Below are 19,028 nucleotides of genomic sequence, written 5' to 3'. Positions count from 1 at the left end.
AAAAGGTAGGGATACAGGATGAAATTGTTTATCGACACAGCCAATGTAGAAGAAATTCGCAAAGCACACGCTTTAGGTGTAGTTGCAGGCGTAACGACCAATCCTTCACTTATTGCAAAAGAAGGCAGAGATTTCTTCGAAACCGTGAAAGAAATCATCTCCATCGTCGGCGATGTTCCAATTAGCGCTGAAGTTGTTTCTTTGAAAGCAGACGAAATGGTGGAGCAAGGGAAAAAGCTGGCTCAGCTTAGCCCGAACATCGTCATCAAACTGCCAATGACGTTGGATGGTCTTCAAGCGACCAGCGTGTTCAGATCATTGGGGATTCCAACGAACGTCACTTTGATCTTCTCCTCGACGCAAGCGCTGCTTGCTGCACGTGCAGGCGCAACATTTGTTTCGCCATTTATCGGACGTTTGGACGATATTAACCAAATCGGGATGAACCTGATTAAGGAAATCAGCCAAATTTTCCAAGTGCATAACATCAAATCCGAAATTATCGCTGCCAGCGTCCGTCACTCCACACACGTGATTGAAGCCGCGCTTGCAGGGTCCCATATTGCAACGGTGCCTTACAAAGTTATCGAATCCATGAGCAAACATCCGCTTACTGACGCGGGTATTGAGAAGTTCTTGGCCGACTGGGAAGGCGCAAATCAAAAAACGTTCTAATACCGTTTGAGTTAAAAGATTCGCTTTGTATAAAGCGGGTCTTTTTTCTCGATATAGGCTATAGTACTTGTAGGATTACTATTCTATTTCATGCATCGAAGGAGACCGGTTTCAAATGATTATTAGCGATTTAAAGCATTTCGAACAAGAGCGCCATCTGTGGCCTCCGGCGATCGGGCGGGGGATCGATTACATTGTGAGCCGCAATCTGGCCGAGGCTGAGGCCGGGAGATACGATTTGGAAGGCGATAACGGCCATCTGATGTTTGCCAACGTACAGGAAGTTGTTACTTGTCCAGCCGAGGAACAATTGCCGGAATCCCATAAGGTATACACGGATATTCAGTTTCTGGTCAGCGGTGAAGAGAAAATTTGTTTCTACAAGCTGCATCCGGACGCGAAAGTGATCGATAACAAATTCGATTCACATGATATCGCATTCTACGAAACGGATCCTGCCGAGTACGAGACGGGCATTCTTTTGCAACCAGGCATGTTCGCGGTATGCTTTCCGTCGGATATTCACCGGCCGAACTGCTCCATTACCGAGGCGAGCGCCAACAAGAAGATCGTAGTTAAAGTACACAAAGACCTGCTGCAGCTTTAAAAAGAGTGGCTGACAGCGTTTTCATTTCAGCGCGTGGGGCTATCTCAGAAGGTCAGGAATGACTTACAGATAGTCTTTTTTCTATTAGAAAGCTTTGCAGAGTTGATCGAATGGGAACTATGATCCGCTATTTTCCAAGAAAGCATCCCATTGATTATTTTGAGGGAACTATGATCCCCTATTCCACCGATTTTGGCGTGATTGTAGGCTTTTTCAGACAAATAAGACCCTCTAGTTCCCTCTGTCTCTGGATATCGCCGCATTTTGCTCAAATAAAGCCCTGTAGTTCCCTCGCACATCGGGCGGTACTAATTCCTCATAGTGCAGCCGAATCAGCCATCACGCGCATCACCACCCGCTAACAAAAAAGGACCGCCCCAAGTCATCAGCAACTTTAGGGCAGTCCTTTTATTTATCAAGCTTTGGCCGGCATCATTCTGGCTTCTCTCCATTTGCCAAACCGGTAGTAGAGCAGATTCAGCGTTACCGCTACACTGAAGCTTACAGGGAAGCTCCACCAGATCACGTCAAATCCGTATTTGTGGGAGAGCAGAGTAGCGAGTGGGATACGGACCAGCAGCAGCGCAATAAAGGCTACGACAAGCGGGAACACCACGGAGCCGGCAGAACGGACTACACCCGCCACGACGTTAAAGACGCCAAAAATGATAAACGACCACAACGTTAAATTATTGATGTGCACACCAAGCGCGATCGCTTTCCCTTCCGGCGGAAGGAACAGCGAGACGACCTCGCGGTTGAACAGTGTCAACACGGCGACGATCAAGCCTGTCATCGCAATATTGACACCAACACCAGTCCATGTAATGCGGTTTACCCGGTCCCACTTGCCGGCGCCGATGTTCTGAGCGGCCATAGAGGTAACGGCTCCGCCAATCGCCATCGCCGGCATCTGCACATAGCTGGATATTTGCATCGCAATGCCGAAGGCCGCCGTTGATTCGGATCCATACGAATTTACGAGATGAACGAGCAATAAATTGCTGACGGATACGACGACCATGTTCAAGCCCATGGGGACCCCTTTTTGAATCAAGGTGCGAATGATCATCCAATCAATGCGCAGCAGCGGAATATCTTCCTTGGTAATCCGCAGAAAATATTTTTTGCGATACAAATACATAATGAGTAGCACGAAGCTGATCAATTGAGCGATGAAGGTGGCAACGGCTGAGCCGGCAATGCCCATTTTCGGAAAAGGACCGATCCCGTCGATTAAAATAGGATTCAGAATGACATCCAGTATGGCGGACAACAGCAAGAAGTAAAAAGGCGTCTTCGCATCGCCGGAACCGCGCAATATCGCCATAATCAGATTAAAGCCGAACATAAATGGAACACCGGCGAAAATAATCCGCGTATAGGTAACCGCAAGGTCCTTCACATCCGGCGGCGTATTCATCCATGTCAGGATGGTAGTGGAAAATAGCAATCCAAGTGCGGCCACAATAATAGATAGAAGGAAAAAGAAGACCGTGCTGGTGCCGACGACTTTTTTGGCCTCATGGGTCTTTTTCGCGCCGAGATTTTGACCGATCAAAATAACCGCTGCCATGGCGAATCCGAAGATGGAACTCATTAAAAAGAACATGATGATGTTGGCATTCGAGGTTGCCGCGAGCGCGCCTTCGCCCAGATATTTGCCGATCCACACGGCATTGATAGAGCCATTAAGCGTTTGAAGCACGTTGCCTAGCAGAATCGGCAATGAAAATAAGATTAAAGTTTTAGCAATCGGGCCTTCCGTTAGTGAAGGTCTTGCTTTCGCAGATGTGTTCCCGCTTTCGCGCATTGTTACCCTCCTGATGTTTCTGACTTGCCTCCATCTCTTTTTTCTTTTATTACTATACCAGTTCCTTCCTCTATCCTAAAATTTTGCGCAAAAGGGCTATCCCACAATCTGCTTGAACAGCTTGTAGGATAACCCTTTTGGAATGATTGAATGCATCTGCATGAATAGGCTATTTCAATATGCGGCGCTCCAGAATAAAAGGACCAAAAGGAATGAATGCGGCCAGGAAAGCTCCCAGCACGCGCCAAATAGACCAACGATGCAGAAGTGTAACCCAAGCAATGGATAAAAGATAGAGAACGAATAGAAACCCGTGTGTAATCCCTACAACCATGACGGCTTGAGGCAAATCAAAGGCATATTTGAGCGGCATGGCAATGCCTAGCAAAATCAGAAATGAGATACCTTCAGCCCAACCAACGTAACGCAAGGTGTTTAGAGATCGTTTTAGCAATGCGTGCATCTCCCTTAGACTTATGATTTATCATTTTAGACTTATTTTAGAAGAGAAATATGTATGGAGTATGAACAATGTGTTTCAATTGGACACAACCTAGTTTTTTTAGTAGGATAATAGGAATAGCTTAACAGTAGCTTCATAGAGGTAGGGGGAAATCAGATGCTTCGTCTTGGTGAGAGAGTCATCTTTATTGCAGATTGTTTAGAACAGAACCTGCCAATCGGCGGATATGGATATATCATTGCTTACGAACGGAATAACGATAATATTTTCGATTACGTTATTCGCGTGCCTAAAGACAATAAGCACTATTACGTACCTGCTTCGGATATAGAGCTTGAAGAAGTGCTTCTCCAACAGGAAGCGGCCCAAATCGAGAAAGAAGCGTTGATTGATTTCGCGCTTGCCACGAAGAACGAAGAGCTGTTCCGAAGAGTGATGAACGGCGGCGCAATTCCGGAGCCGGAGAAAGAACGGGACAAAGAAGTGCAGTCCAGAGAAGATTTCATTAAACAAATCGGCCTGAAGGCTTGGATTTAATCCCTTATAGATGTCGTAGAAACCCGCTAAAACAGCGGGTTTTTTCTTTTTTTACAGAGAACGGTTGATAAATTCGGCAAATGGTGGTACATTAATATCCGAACACAAAACTATTTTAGTATTTTAGTTCTGAGGTGCGCGAATGGATGCCAAGAAAAAGTTAATTATGGAATCAGCGAAAAAGTCATTTTCTCTATTCGGTTACAAAGGTACGACGATGGATCAAATCGCCAAAATTGCCGGTGTAGGCAAAGCGACGATCTATACGTTTTTTGCCAATAAAGAAGAGCTTCTGCATGAAATTATTCAGTCTTTAATCGCTGAAATGAAGGCAGTCGCCGAGAAAGCGATCGCGGAGGGTGCGACGTCTTTTGAGAAAATTCACAGCGCGCTCTATGGCGTTCTCGTTTTTCGCAAAGAGCATGAGCTGCTTATTCAACTAGCTCACGAGGTGCAGCAATTCGGCAGCACGGTGACGATTGAAGCCATGGCAAGCATTGAGACGGAAGTTGTTCAGTTCATAGCTGAACATATCGAGCGTGCGGTACATAATGGCACGATGAAAAATTGCGAGCCGAAGATGACGGCTTTTATTTTATTTAAGCTGTACGTGGCTTTAGTGTTCGATTGGGAGAAGCAGAATGAGCCTTTGACCGACGAGAAGATTTTGAAGCTGCTGCAAGTGTACTTCGGCAATTTCTTAAATCAGTAAAGGTTTAATTTTATTATTTTGTGGAGGGATCTTTTTATGCATTTTATTCGACCAATGGTTTATTCGGCTATGGCCATCGTCATTGGCACCAGTGCCTTTTTGCTTACGACCAAGTCAGCTACAAGTCAAACCGATGCCGTGAATCAAGTACATCCTACGGCTTATATTGAAACGAACGAAGTGAGCGCCAGCTTTAAGGTAGGCGGCAGAGTCACCGAAATCCTTGTGAAAGAAGGGGATAAGGTGAAAAAAGGGCAGGTGCTTGCCCGTCTGCAAAGCGCCGAGATTGAAGCAAAGGTTGCGCAGGCCAAAGCCGCTGTCGCGCTAGCTCAAGGCAAAATCGCGGAAGCGCAAGGCGCGACGGCTACAGCGGAAGCGAAGAAGCAGCAGGGCATTGCGGGCGTGAACGTGACGGCGGATACCGCCGAGCAGCAGGTCGCACAGGCCCAAGCTGCGGTCAACGCCGCGCAAGCGAAGGTGGATGCGCTGAAGAACGGCGCACGCCCGGAAGAGAAGAAGCAGGCCGAGATTCAATTTCAGGCAGCTTCCGAAGTGTATGCGATCGCCGAGCAGAATTTGAACCGGATGAACGCGATGCTGGCGCAAGGCCTAGTCTCACAAGCGGACGTAGACAAAGTGAAGGTCAGCTACGAAGAGGCGAAGACCAAGCGCGATCTGGCGCAGCAGCAGTTGAACATGGCGAACCAGGGGCCGCGCGAGGAGGAGATTCGCGGAGCGGAAGCGCTGCTTGAGCAAGCACAAGCGTCTTTGAAGCTGGCCGAAGCTAACCGCGGGACGGTGCAGGTAAGACAAGGCGATGTTGCGGCAGCGAACGCAGCTGTGCAGCAAGCCCAAGGCGCGGTCAAATCCGCGCAGTCCGGCGAACAACAAGCGCAAGCCGCACAGCTGGAAGCAGAGACTTATTTGAGCTATACCGAGCTGCTGGCACCGGCGGACGGTGTCGTATTGTACCAATCCGCACAAGTCGGCGAGCTTGTAGGCTCAGGGTTCCCTGTCTTTTCTATGGAATCGTCAGAGAAGCGCTGGGCTAAGTTTTACTTGCCGGAAACGTCGATTGCCGGACTGAAAGCAGGGAACAAAATCAGCATGACGATGGTGTCAACAGGCGAGAAAGTCGAAGGTACCGTAACGTCTGTGGCGGCAGCGCCGGATTTTGCCATTAAGAAAGCAACCCAAACCTCAGGTGAAACGGATATCCGTTCCTTTGGAATCAAAATCGAACTAGGCACATTGCCAGACACAGCCACGACCGGCATGACCCTGCAATGGAACGGTAAAACGGAAGGATGATGAAAGAGATGGATCTTCGGATTGGCAAGCTGATAGCGGAAGAATGGATGCACATTCTGAAGGACCGGCGTCTTTTTCTGATCTTGTTCTTCGTTCCGATCATGTATACCGTGCTCTTCGGTTCTATTTACGTCCACCACAAAGTGACGGAGATGGCGACAGTGGTTATCGATGAAGACCAGAGTCCGCTCAGCCGTCAGATCATTCAAGCTTTCGAGCAGAGCGAGACGTTCGAGATTAAGAAGGAGTATCACTCGGAAGAAGAAGTGAAGCGGGCTCTGGAGACAGGGGAAGCGAAGGTTGGTCTCATTATTCCTTCGAATTTTGAAGCGAAGCTGAAGCATGGCGAGACGCTGCCGCTCCTTACGCTGATTGACGGCAGCAATATGATGATATCGAACTCGGCGACCAAAGGCGCTAACGAAGTGATTACGACATTCAGCATGGGATTCTCGCAGAAAAAGCTGCAGATGCAGCAAGGACTCCAGAATGAGCAGGTCATGAACACTCTTTCGCCGATTCCGTACCGGTATCGCATTATGTATAACTCTACATTTAACTACAGTGACTTTATGCTGTACGGTCTTGTTGGCGCTATTTTGCAGCAAGTGTTATTTCTTGGTATTGCTTTAACGATTACGAGGGAGAAAGATGCGGGTACGTGGCAGCGTTTTGAGGCTTGGAAAAGAAACCCATGGCGCATCGCATACGCGAAGACAGCCCCCTATTTCTTAATAAATCTTTTCAACACGTCCGTCACCTTTGTCATTGCTTTATATGCTTTCGGCGCGCCGATGAGCGGCAGCTTGCTTGTTGGCTTGGCGATTATTCTTAGCTTTACCTTTGCGGTCAGCGGGATCGGATATCTCATCAGCTTGTTCTCGGGCAATCAGCTCGGGGCTACGCAAACCGCCATGCTTATCGCTGTGCCGTCCTTCATGCTTTCGGGCTTTACATGGCCGTTCGAGGCGATGCCTAAAGCTCTGCAGGTGTTCGGCCACATGCTGCCCCTCACGTATTTCTTGGACGGGGTGCGCAACGTGTTCGTGAAGGGGAATGACTTCTCGGTCATTTGGCATGATTGTGTCGCACTCATTTTAACTGGGGCTCTGACGTATTTCATTGCGATGCTGTTAACGCGTTTTGTTGTCTTTTCCAAAAAGAAAGCATCCGCTGCTCAGCCTGCACTGTCGTCCGGCTCCAATCTCACCGTATAACCATTAAGGAAGGAAGCGATTTTTTTGAAAAAAACGCTCATAAGTTTCTCGACAGCTATGTTACTCCTTTCCAGCTCCGCTCTCGCTTATGCCGATACGGTTCAGGATCCCGATCAAAATGTTTACGTGAACGTGGATATCCTGGAGACCGTTTCCTCCGTTGATTTGGACTACGTGCTGGATAAAGCGCTGAAAGATTCGCATAACCTGGCGATGCTCACGCTCAAATATGCCGCCCAAGGCAGCAAAAAGGGGGACCTCGAGGAGCAAATGGATGCCATGGGCTCGGCGTCTTTTACATCAGGTCACCTGCCAAGCACACCAGCGGAGGTCACCAATACGGGAAATCCGCTGCTGCCTAATCTTACAGATCCAACCGATATTGCTTGGACCGTGATGCAAAATAATGCCATGAACCAGATGATGCAGGGGATGGGCGCTCTTGCCGGCGGTATGAACGCGATCATTTCCTCCCAACGGGCGCAAATGAGAACGGCAGCGCATCAGCTCGGGACCGATCAGCGAAATTCGCTGCTGCAAACCGATGAAGCGAAAGCCGGCATTCGTCTGCAAACGATCGCGCAATACGTGCAACTGCTGGGCCAGCAAAAGCAGCTTGCTTTCATGAACGAGTACGAAAGCGTGATGGAGAAGGAACTGCTGCGCGCAACGCTGCTCTCGCAGCAAGGCTTGGCCTCCTCCGAGGATGTGCTGACGGCGCAAAAGGCCATTAACAAGCAGAAGGACGATACCGTTATTTTGCTGAACAATTATCGTTTAGGACTTGTGCAGCTTTCGACGGACATCGGAATTTCTTATGATCCTAACTTAGTGCTCAAAGATATTGACGCTATTTCGGTCCAGCCCGTCGCAGAAACGGACACGATGACCTTATTGAAATCTTCCTATCAAATGAAAGCTTCCGGCAATAACATGGACGAAGCGGTATGGGAAACGGGGCATACAGTAACCCAGAACACTTACGGTGAGACGTATTTGGGCGTTAATTTGGCGATCACCGGCCAGAAAAACGAGCAAACGAAACTCGAACTGACGAAAAAAATCCAATCTACGTATAACGATGCCAAAAATGCGTATGCCGCAGTCCTTACGGAGCAGCGGAATCTGACTGACGTTCAAGCGGATTTGCAAAAAATGAAATTTCGGTACGACGTAGGCGTCATCTCCAAGCATGATCTGAACAAGTTTCAGCTAAAAGTGGATCAGAACGAAACGACGCTGGCCGCAGCCAAGCTAAAATACTATGTGCTGAATGAAAAAGCGAAGGCTATGGATACAGGATTCATCCAATAAATAGTTCACCCAAATAACCACAGTTCCTTATTCGCAGCGGTTCCCCGGAACCTTTGCCGCAAGGGAGCTGTGGTTATTTCTGGATTGAGTTCACAAATTATCTGGGATATAATGAAAAGAATGACTAAATGCTGATCAAAGGGGTGTAGAAAACTTGAGCATTACCAGAAGAGATGTCGATCATGTCGCAAAGTTGGCTAGACTCGATCTTAGCGAAAATGAGAAAGAACTGTTTACCGAACAGCTTAACGGCATTTTAAAATATGCCGAGCAGTTGAACGGTTTGAATACGGAAGGAGTTGCTCCAACGAGCCACGCCATGCCGTTAGTCAACGTGATGCGGGAAGACGTCGTTACGCCGTCGCTGCCGATTGAGAAAGTCATGGCGAACGCACCCGATCAAGAAGACGGGCAATTCAAAGTTCCGGCTGTTTTAGAATAGAGAACCATATGAAAGGGAGTGCCTGTCGTTGTCTTTGTTTGATCTAAACCTACAACAAATTCACGCGAAGCTTCAAGGCAAAGAGATTACCGTTGCCGATCTCGTGGATCAATCCTATACAAGAATTGGGCAAGTGGAAAGCAAGGTTCGCGCTTTCCTTACCTTAGATGAAGAGAATGCGAGACAAGCTGCGGCCAAATTGGACGAGCAGCTCGCGAGCGGCAATGCGCGTGGCGACTTATTCGGTCTTCCCATTGGGATCAAAGACAATATGGTCACCGAAGGACTAAGAACGACTTGTGCCAGCAAGTTTTTATCGAATTACAATCCGATCTATGACGCTACCGTTGTCAGTAAGCTGAAGAATGCTCAAACCGTGACCATCGGCAAGCTGAATATGGATGAGTTTGCGATGGGCGGCTCGAACGAGAACTCCGCCTATCATCCGACCCATAATCCGTGGAACACGGATTATGTGCCCGGCGGCTCCAGCGGGGGTTCTGCTGCAGCCGTTGCGGCAGGCGAGGTGTACTTCTCGCTGGGCTCCGACACCGGCGGCTCGATCCGCCAGCCGGCGGCTTACTGCGGCATCGTCGGGCTGAAGCCGACGTACGGCCTTGTGTCCCGCTATGGCCTCGTCGCGTTCGCGTCCTCGCTCGATCAAATCGGGCCATTGACGAAGAACGTAGAAGACTCCGCCTATCTGCTGCAAGCTATTGCCGGCTATGATGCGAAAGATTCCACTTCTGCGAAAGTGGACATCCCTGATTACCTCAGCGCATTGACCGGAGATGTCAAAGGATTGCGCATCGGCGTACCGAAAGAATACATGGGCAATGGGATCGACCCTGCAGTTAAAGAGAAAGTGCTGGAAGCGCTCAAAGTGCTTGAAGGCTTAGGCGCTGTGTGGGAAGAAGTGTCCCTGCCGCACTCCGAGTATGCCGTTGCGACGTATTACTTGCTTGCGTCCTCTGAAGCGTCGTCGAACCTCGCTCGTTTTGACGGTATTCGCTACGGCGTTCGTTCGGATAATGCCAACAACCTGCTAGACTTGTATCACTTGTCCCGCAGCGAAGGCTTTGGCCCTGAGGTCAAGCGCCGGATTATGCTTGGCACGTATGCGCTAAGCTCAGGCTACTATGACGCTTACTATTTGAAAGCTCAACAAGTCCGCACATTGATCAAGCAGGATTTTGATCAAGTGTTTGAGAAATACGATATCATCATCGGGCCGACGGCGCCTACGCCGGCTTTCAAAATCGGCGAGCAAAGCAACGATCCGCTCACAATGTATTTGAACGACATCATGACCATTCCGGTCAGCTTGGCGGGGATTCCTGCGATTAGCGTACCTTGCGGATTCGTGAACGAACTTCCGGTTGGCCTGCAGGTCATCGGCAAAGCGCTGGATGAAGCTACTCTACTGCGTGTAGCCCACGCTTTCGAGCAGCATACTGATCACCATAAGCAGCGCCCGCAATTGTAAGTTCATAGTTCATGAGTAACGAAGGAGGCATTTATTTTGTCGGCAACAGATACCCAATATGAAACGGTCGTCGGTCTTGAAGTTCACGTTGAGCTTCATACCGCATCCAAAATATTTTGCGGTTGTGCAACTTCATTCGGTGCACCTCCGAATACGAATACATGTCCCGTTTGTTTAGGTCACCCGGGCGTACTGCCCGTGCTGAACCGCCAAGCGGTAGAATATGCCATGAAAGCGGCTATGGCGTTGAATTGCACCGTTTCTACGCATAGCAAATTTGACCGCAAAAACTATTTTTATCCGGATTCCCCGGACGCGTACCAAACTTCCCAATACGATCAGCCGATTGGTTTGAACGGATGGGTTGATATTGAAGTGAACGGCGAAACCAAGCGCATTGGCGTGACTCGCGTTCACTTGGAGGAAGATGCGGGCAAGCTGACTCACGTGGATGGCGGATACGCCTCGCTCGTTGACTTGAACCGGGCGGGTACGCCGCTCATCGAGATCGTGTCTGAGCCTGATCTGCGTTCGCCTGAGGAAGCCAGAGCCTATTTGGAAAAGCTTAGAGCGATCATGATCTATTGCGACGTGTCCGATGTGAAAATGGAGGAAGGCTCGATGCGCTGCGACGCGAACATCTCCTTGCGTCCTTTCGGACAGGAGAAGTTCGGAACGAGAGCCGAGCTCAAGAACATGAACTCGTTCCGCGGCGTCCTGAAAGGACTGGAGTACGAGGAATACCGTCAAGCGGACATTCTCCGCAGCGGCGGCGAAGTCGAGCAGGAAACGCGCCGCTGGGATGACGGGCAGGGCAAGACGCTCTCGATGCGCGGCAAAGAGGATGCGCATGATTACCGCTACTTCCCGGATCCGGATCTCGTCAGCCTCTATATCGACGATGCATGGAAAGCAAGCGTCAAAGCCACGATCCCTGAGCTGCCTGATGCGCGCAAAGCAAGATACAGCAGCCAGTACGGCTTGCCGAGCTATGATGCCGACGTCATTACTTCTTCTATGAAATTGGCTAACTTCTTCGAAGAGAGCCTTAACTTTACGCAGGATGCCAAAGCGGTCTCGAACTGGATCATGGGCGATCTACTCGGTTATTTGAATGCAAACAATCTTGAACTTGCCGATGTCAAAGTGACAGGCAAGGGCTTAGGCGAAATGATCGGCCTGATCGAAAAAGGCACGATTTCCAACAAAATCGCCAAAACCGTATTCAAAGAAATGATCGAATCCGGTAAAGAGCCGCAGAAGATCGTGGAAGAGCAAGGGCTCGTTCAGATCAGTGACGAGGGCGCTATTAAAGCTGTTGTCCAGCAGGTTGTTGACAACAGTCCGCAATCGGTTGCCGATTTCAAAGCCGGTAAAGAGAAAGCCGTTGGCTTCTTGGTCGGACAAGTGATGAAAGAAACCAAAGGCAAAGCAAATCCAGGACTAGTCAACAAATTAATTCTGGAGTGCCTGAACAGCAAATGATAAAGTAAAGTGGTGAACCCTTGGCGGTCGCCACTTTTTTTTACATATAACATCGATCGAGGAGGCTTCTGCATGTTCATACAGCCGCTTTCATTACATACCAATGAAGACATCTTGCATCTGTTGGCGCTACAAATCGCTTCTTACCGCGTGGAAGCAGATCTGATCGGCTTTGATGACATCCCTCCGCTAAAGGACGGCATCCAGTCCATTCGCGAGGCTGAGGAAACGTTCTACGGCTATTACGTTCAAGAAGCGGATGAGCGCAAGTTGGTTGGCGCCATTTCCTACTCCCGTGAAGGCTGTGTTATTACGATTTGCCGGATGATGGTCCATCCGAATTTTTTTCGGCGCGGAATTGCTAGAGCGTTGCTGCAACATATACTACAAGAGCAAGAAAATAATGGCGCGCAGCTTTTTGTCGTCTCGACCGGAACGGACAATTTACCGGCTATCCAGCTGTATCAAAGCTTTGATTTTATAGCGAAGCGGGTATTCACCGTTCCTCCCGGCGTTTCTTTAACCACATTTGAGCGGCCGGTGGCAAGCCGTTAACGCTTTTTACAGTCTTGATACAATAAACTCTCCACGTCTAGAAGGAGGCGGTTCCTTGTGAGTAATCCATGGGTCATAGATCAAATTCATGTCACCATACGGCTAGTATTGGCGCTTTTTCTTGGCGGTTTAATCGGGTTTGAACGGGAAGTGAGCTCTCATGCCGCAGGGCTTCGCACGCATATTTTGGTCTGTGTGGGGTCAGCCTTGGTCATGCTGCTTTCCATGTATGGATTTAGCGCTTTTGTCAATGAAGTCAATGTTCGTCTCGATCCTTCGCGTCTAGCGGCGCAAGTTATCAGCGGTATCGGCTTCCTGGGCGCCGGAACGATTATTTTTAACGGGCGGTCCATTACGGGACTGACGACTGCGGCATCCCTTTGGGTTGTGGCGGGGATTGGGCTTGCCGTCGGGGCAGGATTCTATTATCCGGCCGTTTTGGCTTGCTTCATGGTGCTAATCTCCTTGTGGATCCTGAACAAAGTGGAACATAAGTTTTTTAACGGGAAGAAAATACGCATTCTCAAAATTCAGGCAGTCGACCAACCGGGGACACTCGGGCTGGTCACTACCCTTTTAGGCAAAGAGAAAGTGGATATTCGCAAAATCACTTTAGAGGAGCAAGAGAATCCGAACAAGCCGAATCACGTTCAAATTACATTTCATGTCACCATTCCTAAACCGTCCATCATTGTCTCCGTACTAGAAGGCATCAATCAAATCGAAGGCGTTAGCGGCGTTACCATAGAAAAAAGTAAAAATTGAAGGGGTCCTTCCGCGAGAAGCGTCTAAGTGTTAAGACGAAATGAAAGGGGGAAGGCGGGGCATGGACAATTTGACGGATGAGCAGCTGATCGATCGGGTCCGTCAAGGTCATTCCGATGCTTATCGTATATTGGTAGAGCGGCACAAAAGCTATATCTATACGCTTATATACCGAATGGTAGGGCACAAGGAAACTGCTGAAGACTTAACCCAGGATGTGTTCGTCAAGCTGTTTCGTTCCTTATCCCATTTTCGAGGGGATGCGAAGTTCACGACTTGGTTATACCGCATGACGACGAATCTAGTGACTGACTTTCGGCGTTCACAGAAGCGCAAGCCCTATGAAGCGCTGCTCGATAAGATGAAGGGCTGGTTCACAGACAGCAGGGAGCAGCCCGAAGAAATCGCGCTGTTGAAAGACGAGCAAGAACGGATGCAGGGGCTGTTATCCGAGCTTCCGGACAAATACAGATTAATCATGTTTCTGTATCATTATAAGCAGCTCTCGTACCAGGAGATGTCCGAAGCCACAGGGCTGCCCCTGAAAACGCTCGAAACCAGACTATACCGGGGAAAAGCGATGCTCAAAGAAAAATGGTTGGAGGTGAATTCGCATGAATCCCAAACAGCAGGAAGACATCCGGCTCACGCAGCGCCTAAATAAGCTGTTAGACGAGCTGCCGCTGCATGAACCAAGCCCCTTGCTGACGGAACGTATCATGCGCGCTGTCCAAAGGGATGAGATTCCCCAGCCGCAAACGGGCATGCAGATGTACCGACGGAAAGCTTGGTTCAACGGCTTCGTTGCAACGGCAGCAACCGTGTTCCTTTTCCAAACTGGAATCATTCACAAAATCATGAATATTGATTTGGGAATCATTAAAATCACAACGTATTTGCAGCATTTATCTGAGCGATTATGACAAGAGGATCGGAGGCCTTTCACATGCATATACCAAAAGACAGTTCGCATATCCCCCCGTATACAACGGATTCTTCCTATCCGAATTATGCGCCTTATTATCCTATACCTAGGAAGCGCAAGTGGGTTGCAGGGGTATTATCGTTCATTGTCCCGGGAACTGGACACTTTTACTTAGGGCTCATGCAGCGCGGCGTATTTCTGATGATGATGTTGATCCTTGATATTTTTATCATTACATCGCTAGCTTCTCAGGAGCATACAAGCGTACCGGCCGTTACCCTATTTGCTTTATTTATTCCAGTGATTTATTTCTATAACCTCTTTGATGCTCTTCAAATTACGGATTACGTGAACCGGCGCAATGAGCTGGGCGATGTTGCAGGGTCTTATGACCATGAGTTCCAAGATCCTTTACAGAAGCTGATCAAAGGCACCAACATGGGTGTGCTTCTCGTCGTTGCCGGTGTGCTGTTCTTTCTTTTAAGCAATAAGCCGCGGTGGGTTACCGGACTCTTTGATTTTATGGGCTCGTATATGGGGTCTATTGCCCTCGTTCTTGGAGGTTTGGCGCTTTATGTCCTTGATTCACGTAAAAATAAGCACTGACCTGCTGCGAATCCATCAACCATGATTGACAAAAGGGAATGACCACACGTACAATGTAATGTAAGGTTTTATTGACTAACAGCGGGTGGTGTGTTACATGGCAGCACAATTAGAACAGGCTTTAGCTAAATTGAAAACAACAGGTGTTCGAATGACGCCTCAACGTCATGCGATTTTGTCCTATTTGCTGGATTCCATGACGCATCCGACAGCAGATGATATTTACAAGTCCCTTGAATCCAAATTTCCTAACATGAGCGTAGCGACTGTTTACAATAATCTTAAAGTTTTTATTGAATCGGGACTCGTTCGGGAACTGACTTATGGAGACAGCTCGAGTCGCTTTGATGCGGATATGACCGATCATTACCATGCGGTTTGCGAAGTATGCGGCAAGATTGCGGACTTTGAATACCCGCCTCTTCATGATATTGAGCATACCGCCGCCGGACAAACCGGTTTTCAGGTTGGCGGTTATCGGTTAGAGGTCTATGGTGTCTGCCCGGATTGCGCAGGGGTTACCAAGCATTAACTTTCGCAGAATTCCTCATTACCTGTATCTATGTTGTATAATAAAACGTGATCGAACCTTCTCGTATTAACGGGAGGTGAGAGCGCGTTTTTTTCTTTTTATATCGCATAAAGGAAGTGAAAACTTGCAGCAGCGCAAAAGATCGTCGAAGAAAATCCTCCTTATCTGTTCACTGTTTATCGGCATGTTCGCCGCGGGTGCGGCTACCTATGTATGGGAGCAGCTTGCACCGAATCGTACGAAAGTAGATACCGAATATCATGAATTAAGCAAGCCGGTCTTTTATCAAGGGAATTATTATAAGTTAAGCGCGATTGGTGAAAAAGAGGGACTAAAGCTTCCTCTCGAGCTCATTCAAGAGTGGATCGACCCTTCTATCATATATGAAAAAAGCAGTGATTCCGTCATCATCACAACCAAAGATAAAGTGCTGCGGTTAAAGACGACTGAACTTTCGGCATTGATGAACGAGAAGCCGATTACCCTGTCTTTTCCAGTTGAGAAGAAAGGAAACGACATTTATGTGCCTATAGAGCCGCTGCGCGAGCTGTATCCTTTTGAAATCAGGGAATCTGAGAAATCGGGCGCCGTTCTGTTATTCAAAAAAGGGGAAGTGCTCAAATGGGGAAAACATGCGGCCTCCAAAGAAGCGCAGCTGCGTACCTTTGCCTCGATTAAAGCGCCGTTTCTCTCCAGTCTTGCGGTAGATGAGCAGGTGATGCTGCTTGGGGAAGAGGAAGAATGGTATCGGGTTCAGCAGCAAACCGGACAGATTGGCTATGTTCGTAAATCGGACATTACGATCGATCATGAAGAAACGATTCCCGTTCAGGAGCAAACATCAACCTATGTGCCTTGGAAGCCTCCTGCCGGTAAGTTGAATATGACTTGGGAACACGTAATCACCAAAAATCCCGATACAACCAAACTTGGCGATATGCCGGGTTTGCAAGTCGTCAGTCCGACTTGGTTCTCGCTGGCTGACGGAGAAGGACGCCTTAAAAACTTAGCCGACGCGTCTTACGTCAAATGGGCGCAATCCCGCGGTTATCAGGTTTGGGCGTTGTTCAGCAACGGTTTTGATCCTGATGTGACCAATAAAGTGTTATCGACCTATGATCGCCGTATGAAAGTAATCAAACAATTGCTTGGTTTTGCACAGACGTATAAACTGCAAGGCATCAATATCGATTTCGAAAACGTTTATCTCAAAGATAAAGATAATCTCGTCCAGTTCGTCCGGGAAATGACTCCTTTTATGCATGAACAGGGCTTAGCCGTGTCCATTGATGTAACTCCCAAATCCACCAATGAGATGTGGTCGGTGTTCTATGACCGTCCAGCGCTTGCCGAAGTGGTTGATTATATGATGGTCATGGCCTATGACGAATATTGGGCGACCAGTCCCAAGTCAGGCTCCGTGTCCTCATTGCCATGGACGGAACGCTCCGTGTCTCAGATTTTGAACGCGGATAAGGTTCCGCCTTCCAAACTGGTATTGGGTGTGCCATATTATACGCGACAATGGACAGAAGAGATGAAAAACGGCAAACTGACGGCCACTTCCAAAACTTTAACCATGGAGGCCGCTCAGGCCATCATCAAAGATAAAAAGTTAACCCCTGTGTTTCTGCCGGATACCGGACAAAACTATGTGGAGTACAAAGACGGCGAAAAGCTTATTCGCATTTGGTTGGAGGATGAAACCTCGATCAAAGCACGGCTTGATCTCGTCAAAAAGTACGACTTGGCCGGAGTGGCCACTTGGCGAAGAGGCTTTGAGCAATCATCGATGTGGAAAGTGATCCAGGATGGATTATCTCCGGCAGCACCGTAAGATCAGAAAAAGCCGAACCCTCAAAAAGGGGACGGCTTTTTTGGTCTTACGCTTTTAATGAGGCTTATGCTCATGATCTCTGTTCGGTTCGATTGGAACGGCTTGTCCGGCGGCTGTTTCGTTCTCGGCTGTAGGTTGGAACTGAGGATCAACTGTGAGTATCGTTTTACAGAACATGCAGCGATCCGTTTTTCCCAGCATTTTCGTTCTTCTTCCGCATTCCGGACAATCCAGAGCAATCGCTGACGTGGAGAGCATGCCAGCCCAGAAGTAGATACCCATACTAACCAACATGGAAACCATCCCGATAATCATAAAGATGACAGCTATGATACGACCTGCTTTTCCCCAGTCAAAAACGATCCCCGCTAAACCTATAATCATAAGCAGCATGCCGCCCATCGTTAGCGCAAGACCCCACAAGCGAAATTCGTTAACTTTACTTGATCTGAAACGCACGTGTAGTTCCCCCCATAATTTGCTATCAGTTTTGTATGATTTGTCACAGAATACAGCAGGAAACTCCTCTTGTGTTGTAGAAATAAGATATAAACAATTGGAGACAGGAGCTTTGGACACCCATGGGAATCGATAAAGAGCAGTTTTTGCTTAAGTTCCGAAATGACAAGCGGATCATTAGCGTCATGGCGGTAGATAATCCTAAGCAACTTCCCTCACTGACAGATGGCTTTGATACACTTCTGCTTATCGTTACGAACGACCTGAGCCTGAACAATCATACTGCTAATTATATAAGAGACGATTCTCGGATACAAGAAAGGTGGGTTGATCCCTCCTCCATTGAACAATGGATACGTCAAGGTCACAACCGAAATATCCTTCACTGGCTGCTAAAAGGGGAGATACTTCTGGATCACAATACGTATTTAGAAGGGCTGCGCCATCGCATACTTGAATTCCCGGCTGATCTGCGTGAGCATAAGCTTCTCGTTGAGTTCTCTCTTTTCCTGCGCAAATATCTTCAAAGCAAAGAGTATATCCTCGATGATCATTTGCTCGATGCATATAATAACGTTTTAGAAGCCTTGCATCACTGGGCCCGCATTGTCATTATTGAGGATGGCTACCATCCGGAAATTACCGTATGGAGGCAGATCCGCGCGATAAATCCAGGGGTGTACAAGCTGTATGAGGAATTGACGATGAGCAAGGAGACGTTGAAACAACGGGTTCAGCTTGTATTGCTTGCCTGTGAGTTTTCGGTTATGTCTAAAATGGAGAGATGCTGCGAAGCATTTATTCAAGTGCTCAAAGAAACCGATAAGGCACTGAGTTCGGATGAACTTCAACAGCATGCTCAATTAATAGAAATAAAAACAGAGCTGCCTCTATTGCTAAACAAGCTCGTCAAAAAAGGTTTGATCAAAGAAGTGGCTATTCTTTTCGATGAGGAAGCTTCAGAAATCGAGCTGCGATATACAAGCATATGACGGTAAAACTTAGTGAGAATCAGATGTTATTCTGGTTCTTTTTTTATTTTAAATTTATTGCTTGACTTTGAATGGAATTCTATGATAAATTAACTCTCGCCGCTAAAAACGGTTCGCACGATAAGCTAATGAAGTACAAGGTGTAAGCGAAGCAAGAAAAAAGAAAAAATAAAAAAAGCTTGCATTGATTAGCCTAGATGTGATATATTATAAAAGTCGCCGCTAAACGGGCGGTGAAAAAAAGAAAGAAATTGATCTTTGAAAACTGAACAACAAGTGAGTAAGCACAGTCGAG

At 48.0% G+C, this 19,028-nt stretch carries 21 protein-coding genes; 18 read left to right on the top strand and 3 right to left on the bottom strand.

Annotated elements, in window-relative coordinates; all coding sequences use genetic code 11:
- The first annotated feature begins 18 nt into the window (after positions 1-18).
- A complete protein-coding gene (gene fsa, locus GC097_RS21090; RefSeq protein ID WP_171685289.1) occupies positions 19-675 on the top strand; it encodes a fructose-6-phosphate aldolase in 657 nt (218 codons plus the stop codon).
- Positions 676-790: 115 nt separating this feature from the next.
- The gene (locus GC097_RS21085; RefSeq protein ID WP_171685288.1) at positions 791-1,282 is read left to right on the top strand and encodes a NanQ anomerase/TabA/YiaL family protein; all 492 of its coding nucleotides are present in this window, start codon (positions 791-793) and stop codon (positions 1,280-1,282) included.
- A 415-nt stretch (positions 1,283-1,697) separates the two neighbouring features.
- Here GC097_RS21085 and GC097_RS21080 read toward each other — a convergent pair whose 3' ends face one another.
- Together GC097_RS21080 and GC097_RS21075 are read right to left on the bottom strand one after the other, a co-directional pair.
- A complete protein-coding gene (locus GC097_RS21080) occupies positions 1,698-3,095 on the bottom strand; it encodes an MATE family efflux transporter (RefSeq protein ID WP_171685287.1) in 1,398 nt (465 codons plus the stop codon).
- A gap of 169 nt (positions 3,096-3,264) precedes the next feature.
- On the bottom strand, positions 3,265-3,549 hold the full coding sequence (locus GC097_RS21075; protein WP_246294383.1) for a DUF3817 domain-containing protein: 285 nt from the start codon (positions 3,547-3,549) through the stop codon (positions 3,265-3,267).
- Positions 3,550-3,714: 165 nt separating this feature from the next.
- Here GC097_RS21075 and GC097_RS21070 point away from each other — a divergent pair, with 165 nt between their 5' ends.
- The 15 genes from GC097_RS21070 (at position 3,715) to GC097_RS21000 (ending at position 17,282) form a co-directional block, all read left to right on the top strand.
- Complete coding sequence (locus GC097_RS21070; protein WP_171685285.1) at positions 3,715-4,095, top strand: ATPase; 381 nt, start codon at positions 3,715-3,717, stop codon at positions 4,093-4,095.
- A 142-nt stretch (positions 4,096-4,237) separates the two neighbouring features.
- Entirely contained in the window at positions 4,238-4,807 is a 570-nt protein-coding gene (locus tag GC097_RS21065; RefSeq protein ID WP_171685284.1) for a TetR/AcrR family transcriptional regulator, read from the top strand.
- A 36-nt stretch (positions 4,808-4,843) separates the two neighbouring features.
- Positions 4,844-6,118: an HlyD family secretion protein gene (locus GC097_RS21060; protein ID WP_171685283.1), complete on the top strand. Its 1,275-nt coding sequence runs from the start codon at positions 4,844-4,846 to the stop codon at positions 6,116-6,118.
- Between the two features lie 8 nt (positions 6,119-6,126).
- A complete protein-coding gene (locus GC097_RS21055) occupies positions 6,127-7,335 on the top strand; it encodes an ABC transporter permease (protein ID WP_246294382.1) in 1,209 nt (402 codons plus the stop codon).
- 24 nt (positions 7,336-7,359) lie between these two features.
- Complete coding sequence (locus GC097_RS21050) at positions 7,360-8,649, top strand: TolC family protein (RefSeq protein ID WP_171685282.1); 1,290 nt, start codon at positions 7,360-7,362, stop codon at positions 8,647-8,649.
- 154 nt (positions 8,650-8,803) lie between these two features.
- Positions 8,804-9,091, top strand: coding sequence for an Asp-tRNA(Asn)/Glu-tRNA(Gln) amidotransferase subunit GatC (gatC, locus tag GC097_RS21045; RefSeq protein ID WP_171685281.1), 288 nt, complete (start codon positions 8,804-8,806; stop codon positions 9,089-9,091).
- 28 nt (positions 9,092-9,119) lie between these two features.
- Positions 9,120-10,577 (top strand): Asp-tRNA(Asn)/Glu-tRNA(Gln) amidotransferase subunit GatA, encoded by a 1,458-nt coding sequence (gene gatA / locus GC097_RS21040; RefSeq protein WP_171685280.1) that lies wholly within the window; start codon positions 9,120-9,122, stop codon positions 10,575-10,577.
- Positions 10,578-10,610: 33 nt separating this feature from the next.
- Positions 10,611-12,062 (top strand): Asp-tRNA(Asn)/Glu-tRNA(Gln) amidotransferase subunit GatB, encoded by a 1,452-nt coding sequence (gene gatB, locus GC097_RS21035; RefSeq protein ID WP_171685302.1) that lies wholly within the window; start codon positions 10,611-10,613, stop codon positions 12,060-12,062.
- A 72-nt stretch (positions 12,063-12,134) separates the two neighbouring features.
- Positions 12,135-12,617 (top strand): GNAT family N-acetyltransferase, encoded by a 483-nt coding sequence (locus tag GC097_RS21030; protein ID WP_171685279.1) that lies wholly within the window; start codon positions 12,135-12,137, stop codon positions 12,615-12,617.
- Between the two features lie 57 nt (positions 12,618-12,674).
- A complete protein-coding gene (locus tag GC097_RS21025; protein WP_171685278.1) occupies positions 12,675-13,382 on the top strand; it encodes an MgtC/SapB family protein in 708 nt (235 codons plus the stop codon).
- Between the two features lie 61 nt (positions 13,383-13,443).
- Positions 13,444-14,046 (top strand): RNA polymerase sigma factor, encoded by a 603-nt coding sequence (locus GC097_RS21020; RefSeq protein ID WP_171685277.1) that lies wholly within the window; start codon positions 13,444-13,446, stop codon positions 14,044-14,046.
- Complete coding sequence (locus tag GC097_RS21015) at positions 13,997-14,305, top strand: hypothetical protein (protein WP_171685276.1); 309 nt, start codon at positions 13,997-13,999, stop codon at positions 14,303-14,305. Before GC097_RS21020 ends, GC097_RS21015 begins: the two co-directional genes overlap by 50 nt.
- 23 nt (positions 14,306-14,328) lie before the next feature.
- Positions 14,329-14,913: a DUF6677 family protein gene (locus GC097_RS21010; protein WP_171685275.1), complete on the top strand. Its 585-nt coding sequence runs from the start codon at positions 14,329-14,331 to the stop codon at positions 14,911-14,913.
- A 97-nt stretch (positions 14,914-15,010) separates the two neighbouring features.
- Complete coding sequence (gene perR / locus GC097_RS21005) at positions 15,011-15,445, top strand: peroxide-responsive transcriptional repressor PerR (protein WP_171685274.1); 435 nt, start codon at positions 15,011-15,013, stop codon at positions 15,443-15,445.
- Positions 15,446-15,569: 124 nt separating this feature from the next.
- Entirely contained in the window at positions 15,570-17,282 is a 1,713-nt protein-coding gene (locus tag GC097_RS21000) for a glycosyl hydrolase family 18 protein (RefSeq protein ID WP_246294381.1), read from the top strand.
- Positions 17,283-17,336: 54 nt separating this feature from the next.
- On the opposite strand, the gene GC097_RS20995 is transcribed toward GC097_RS21000, so the two are convergent.
- Positions 17,337-17,741 (bottom strand): YgzB family protein, encoded by a 405-nt coding sequence (locus GC097_RS20995; RefSeq protein ID WP_171685273.1) that lies wholly within the window; start codon positions 17,739-17,741, stop codon positions 17,337-17,339.
- Positions 17,742-17,863: 122 nt separating this feature from the next.
- Between GC097_RS20995 and GC097_RS20990 the strand changes: the two genes are divergently transcribed.
- Positions 17,864-18,733, top strand: a complete 870-nt coding sequence (locus tag GC097_RS20990; protein ID WP_171685272.1) for a nucleotidyltransferase-like protein — start codon at positions 17,864-17,866, stop codon at positions 18,731-18,733.
- Positions 18,734-19,028: the final 295 nt, after the last annotated feature.

Origin of the sequence: Paenibacillus planticolens (genome assembly GCF_013141725.1) — a bacterium.
Lineage (GTDB): Bacteria > Bacillota > Bacilli > Paenibacillales > NBRC-103111 > Paenibacillus_E > Paenibacillus_E planticolens.
This window is presented reverse-complemented; position numbering and strand designations above follow the sequence as displayed.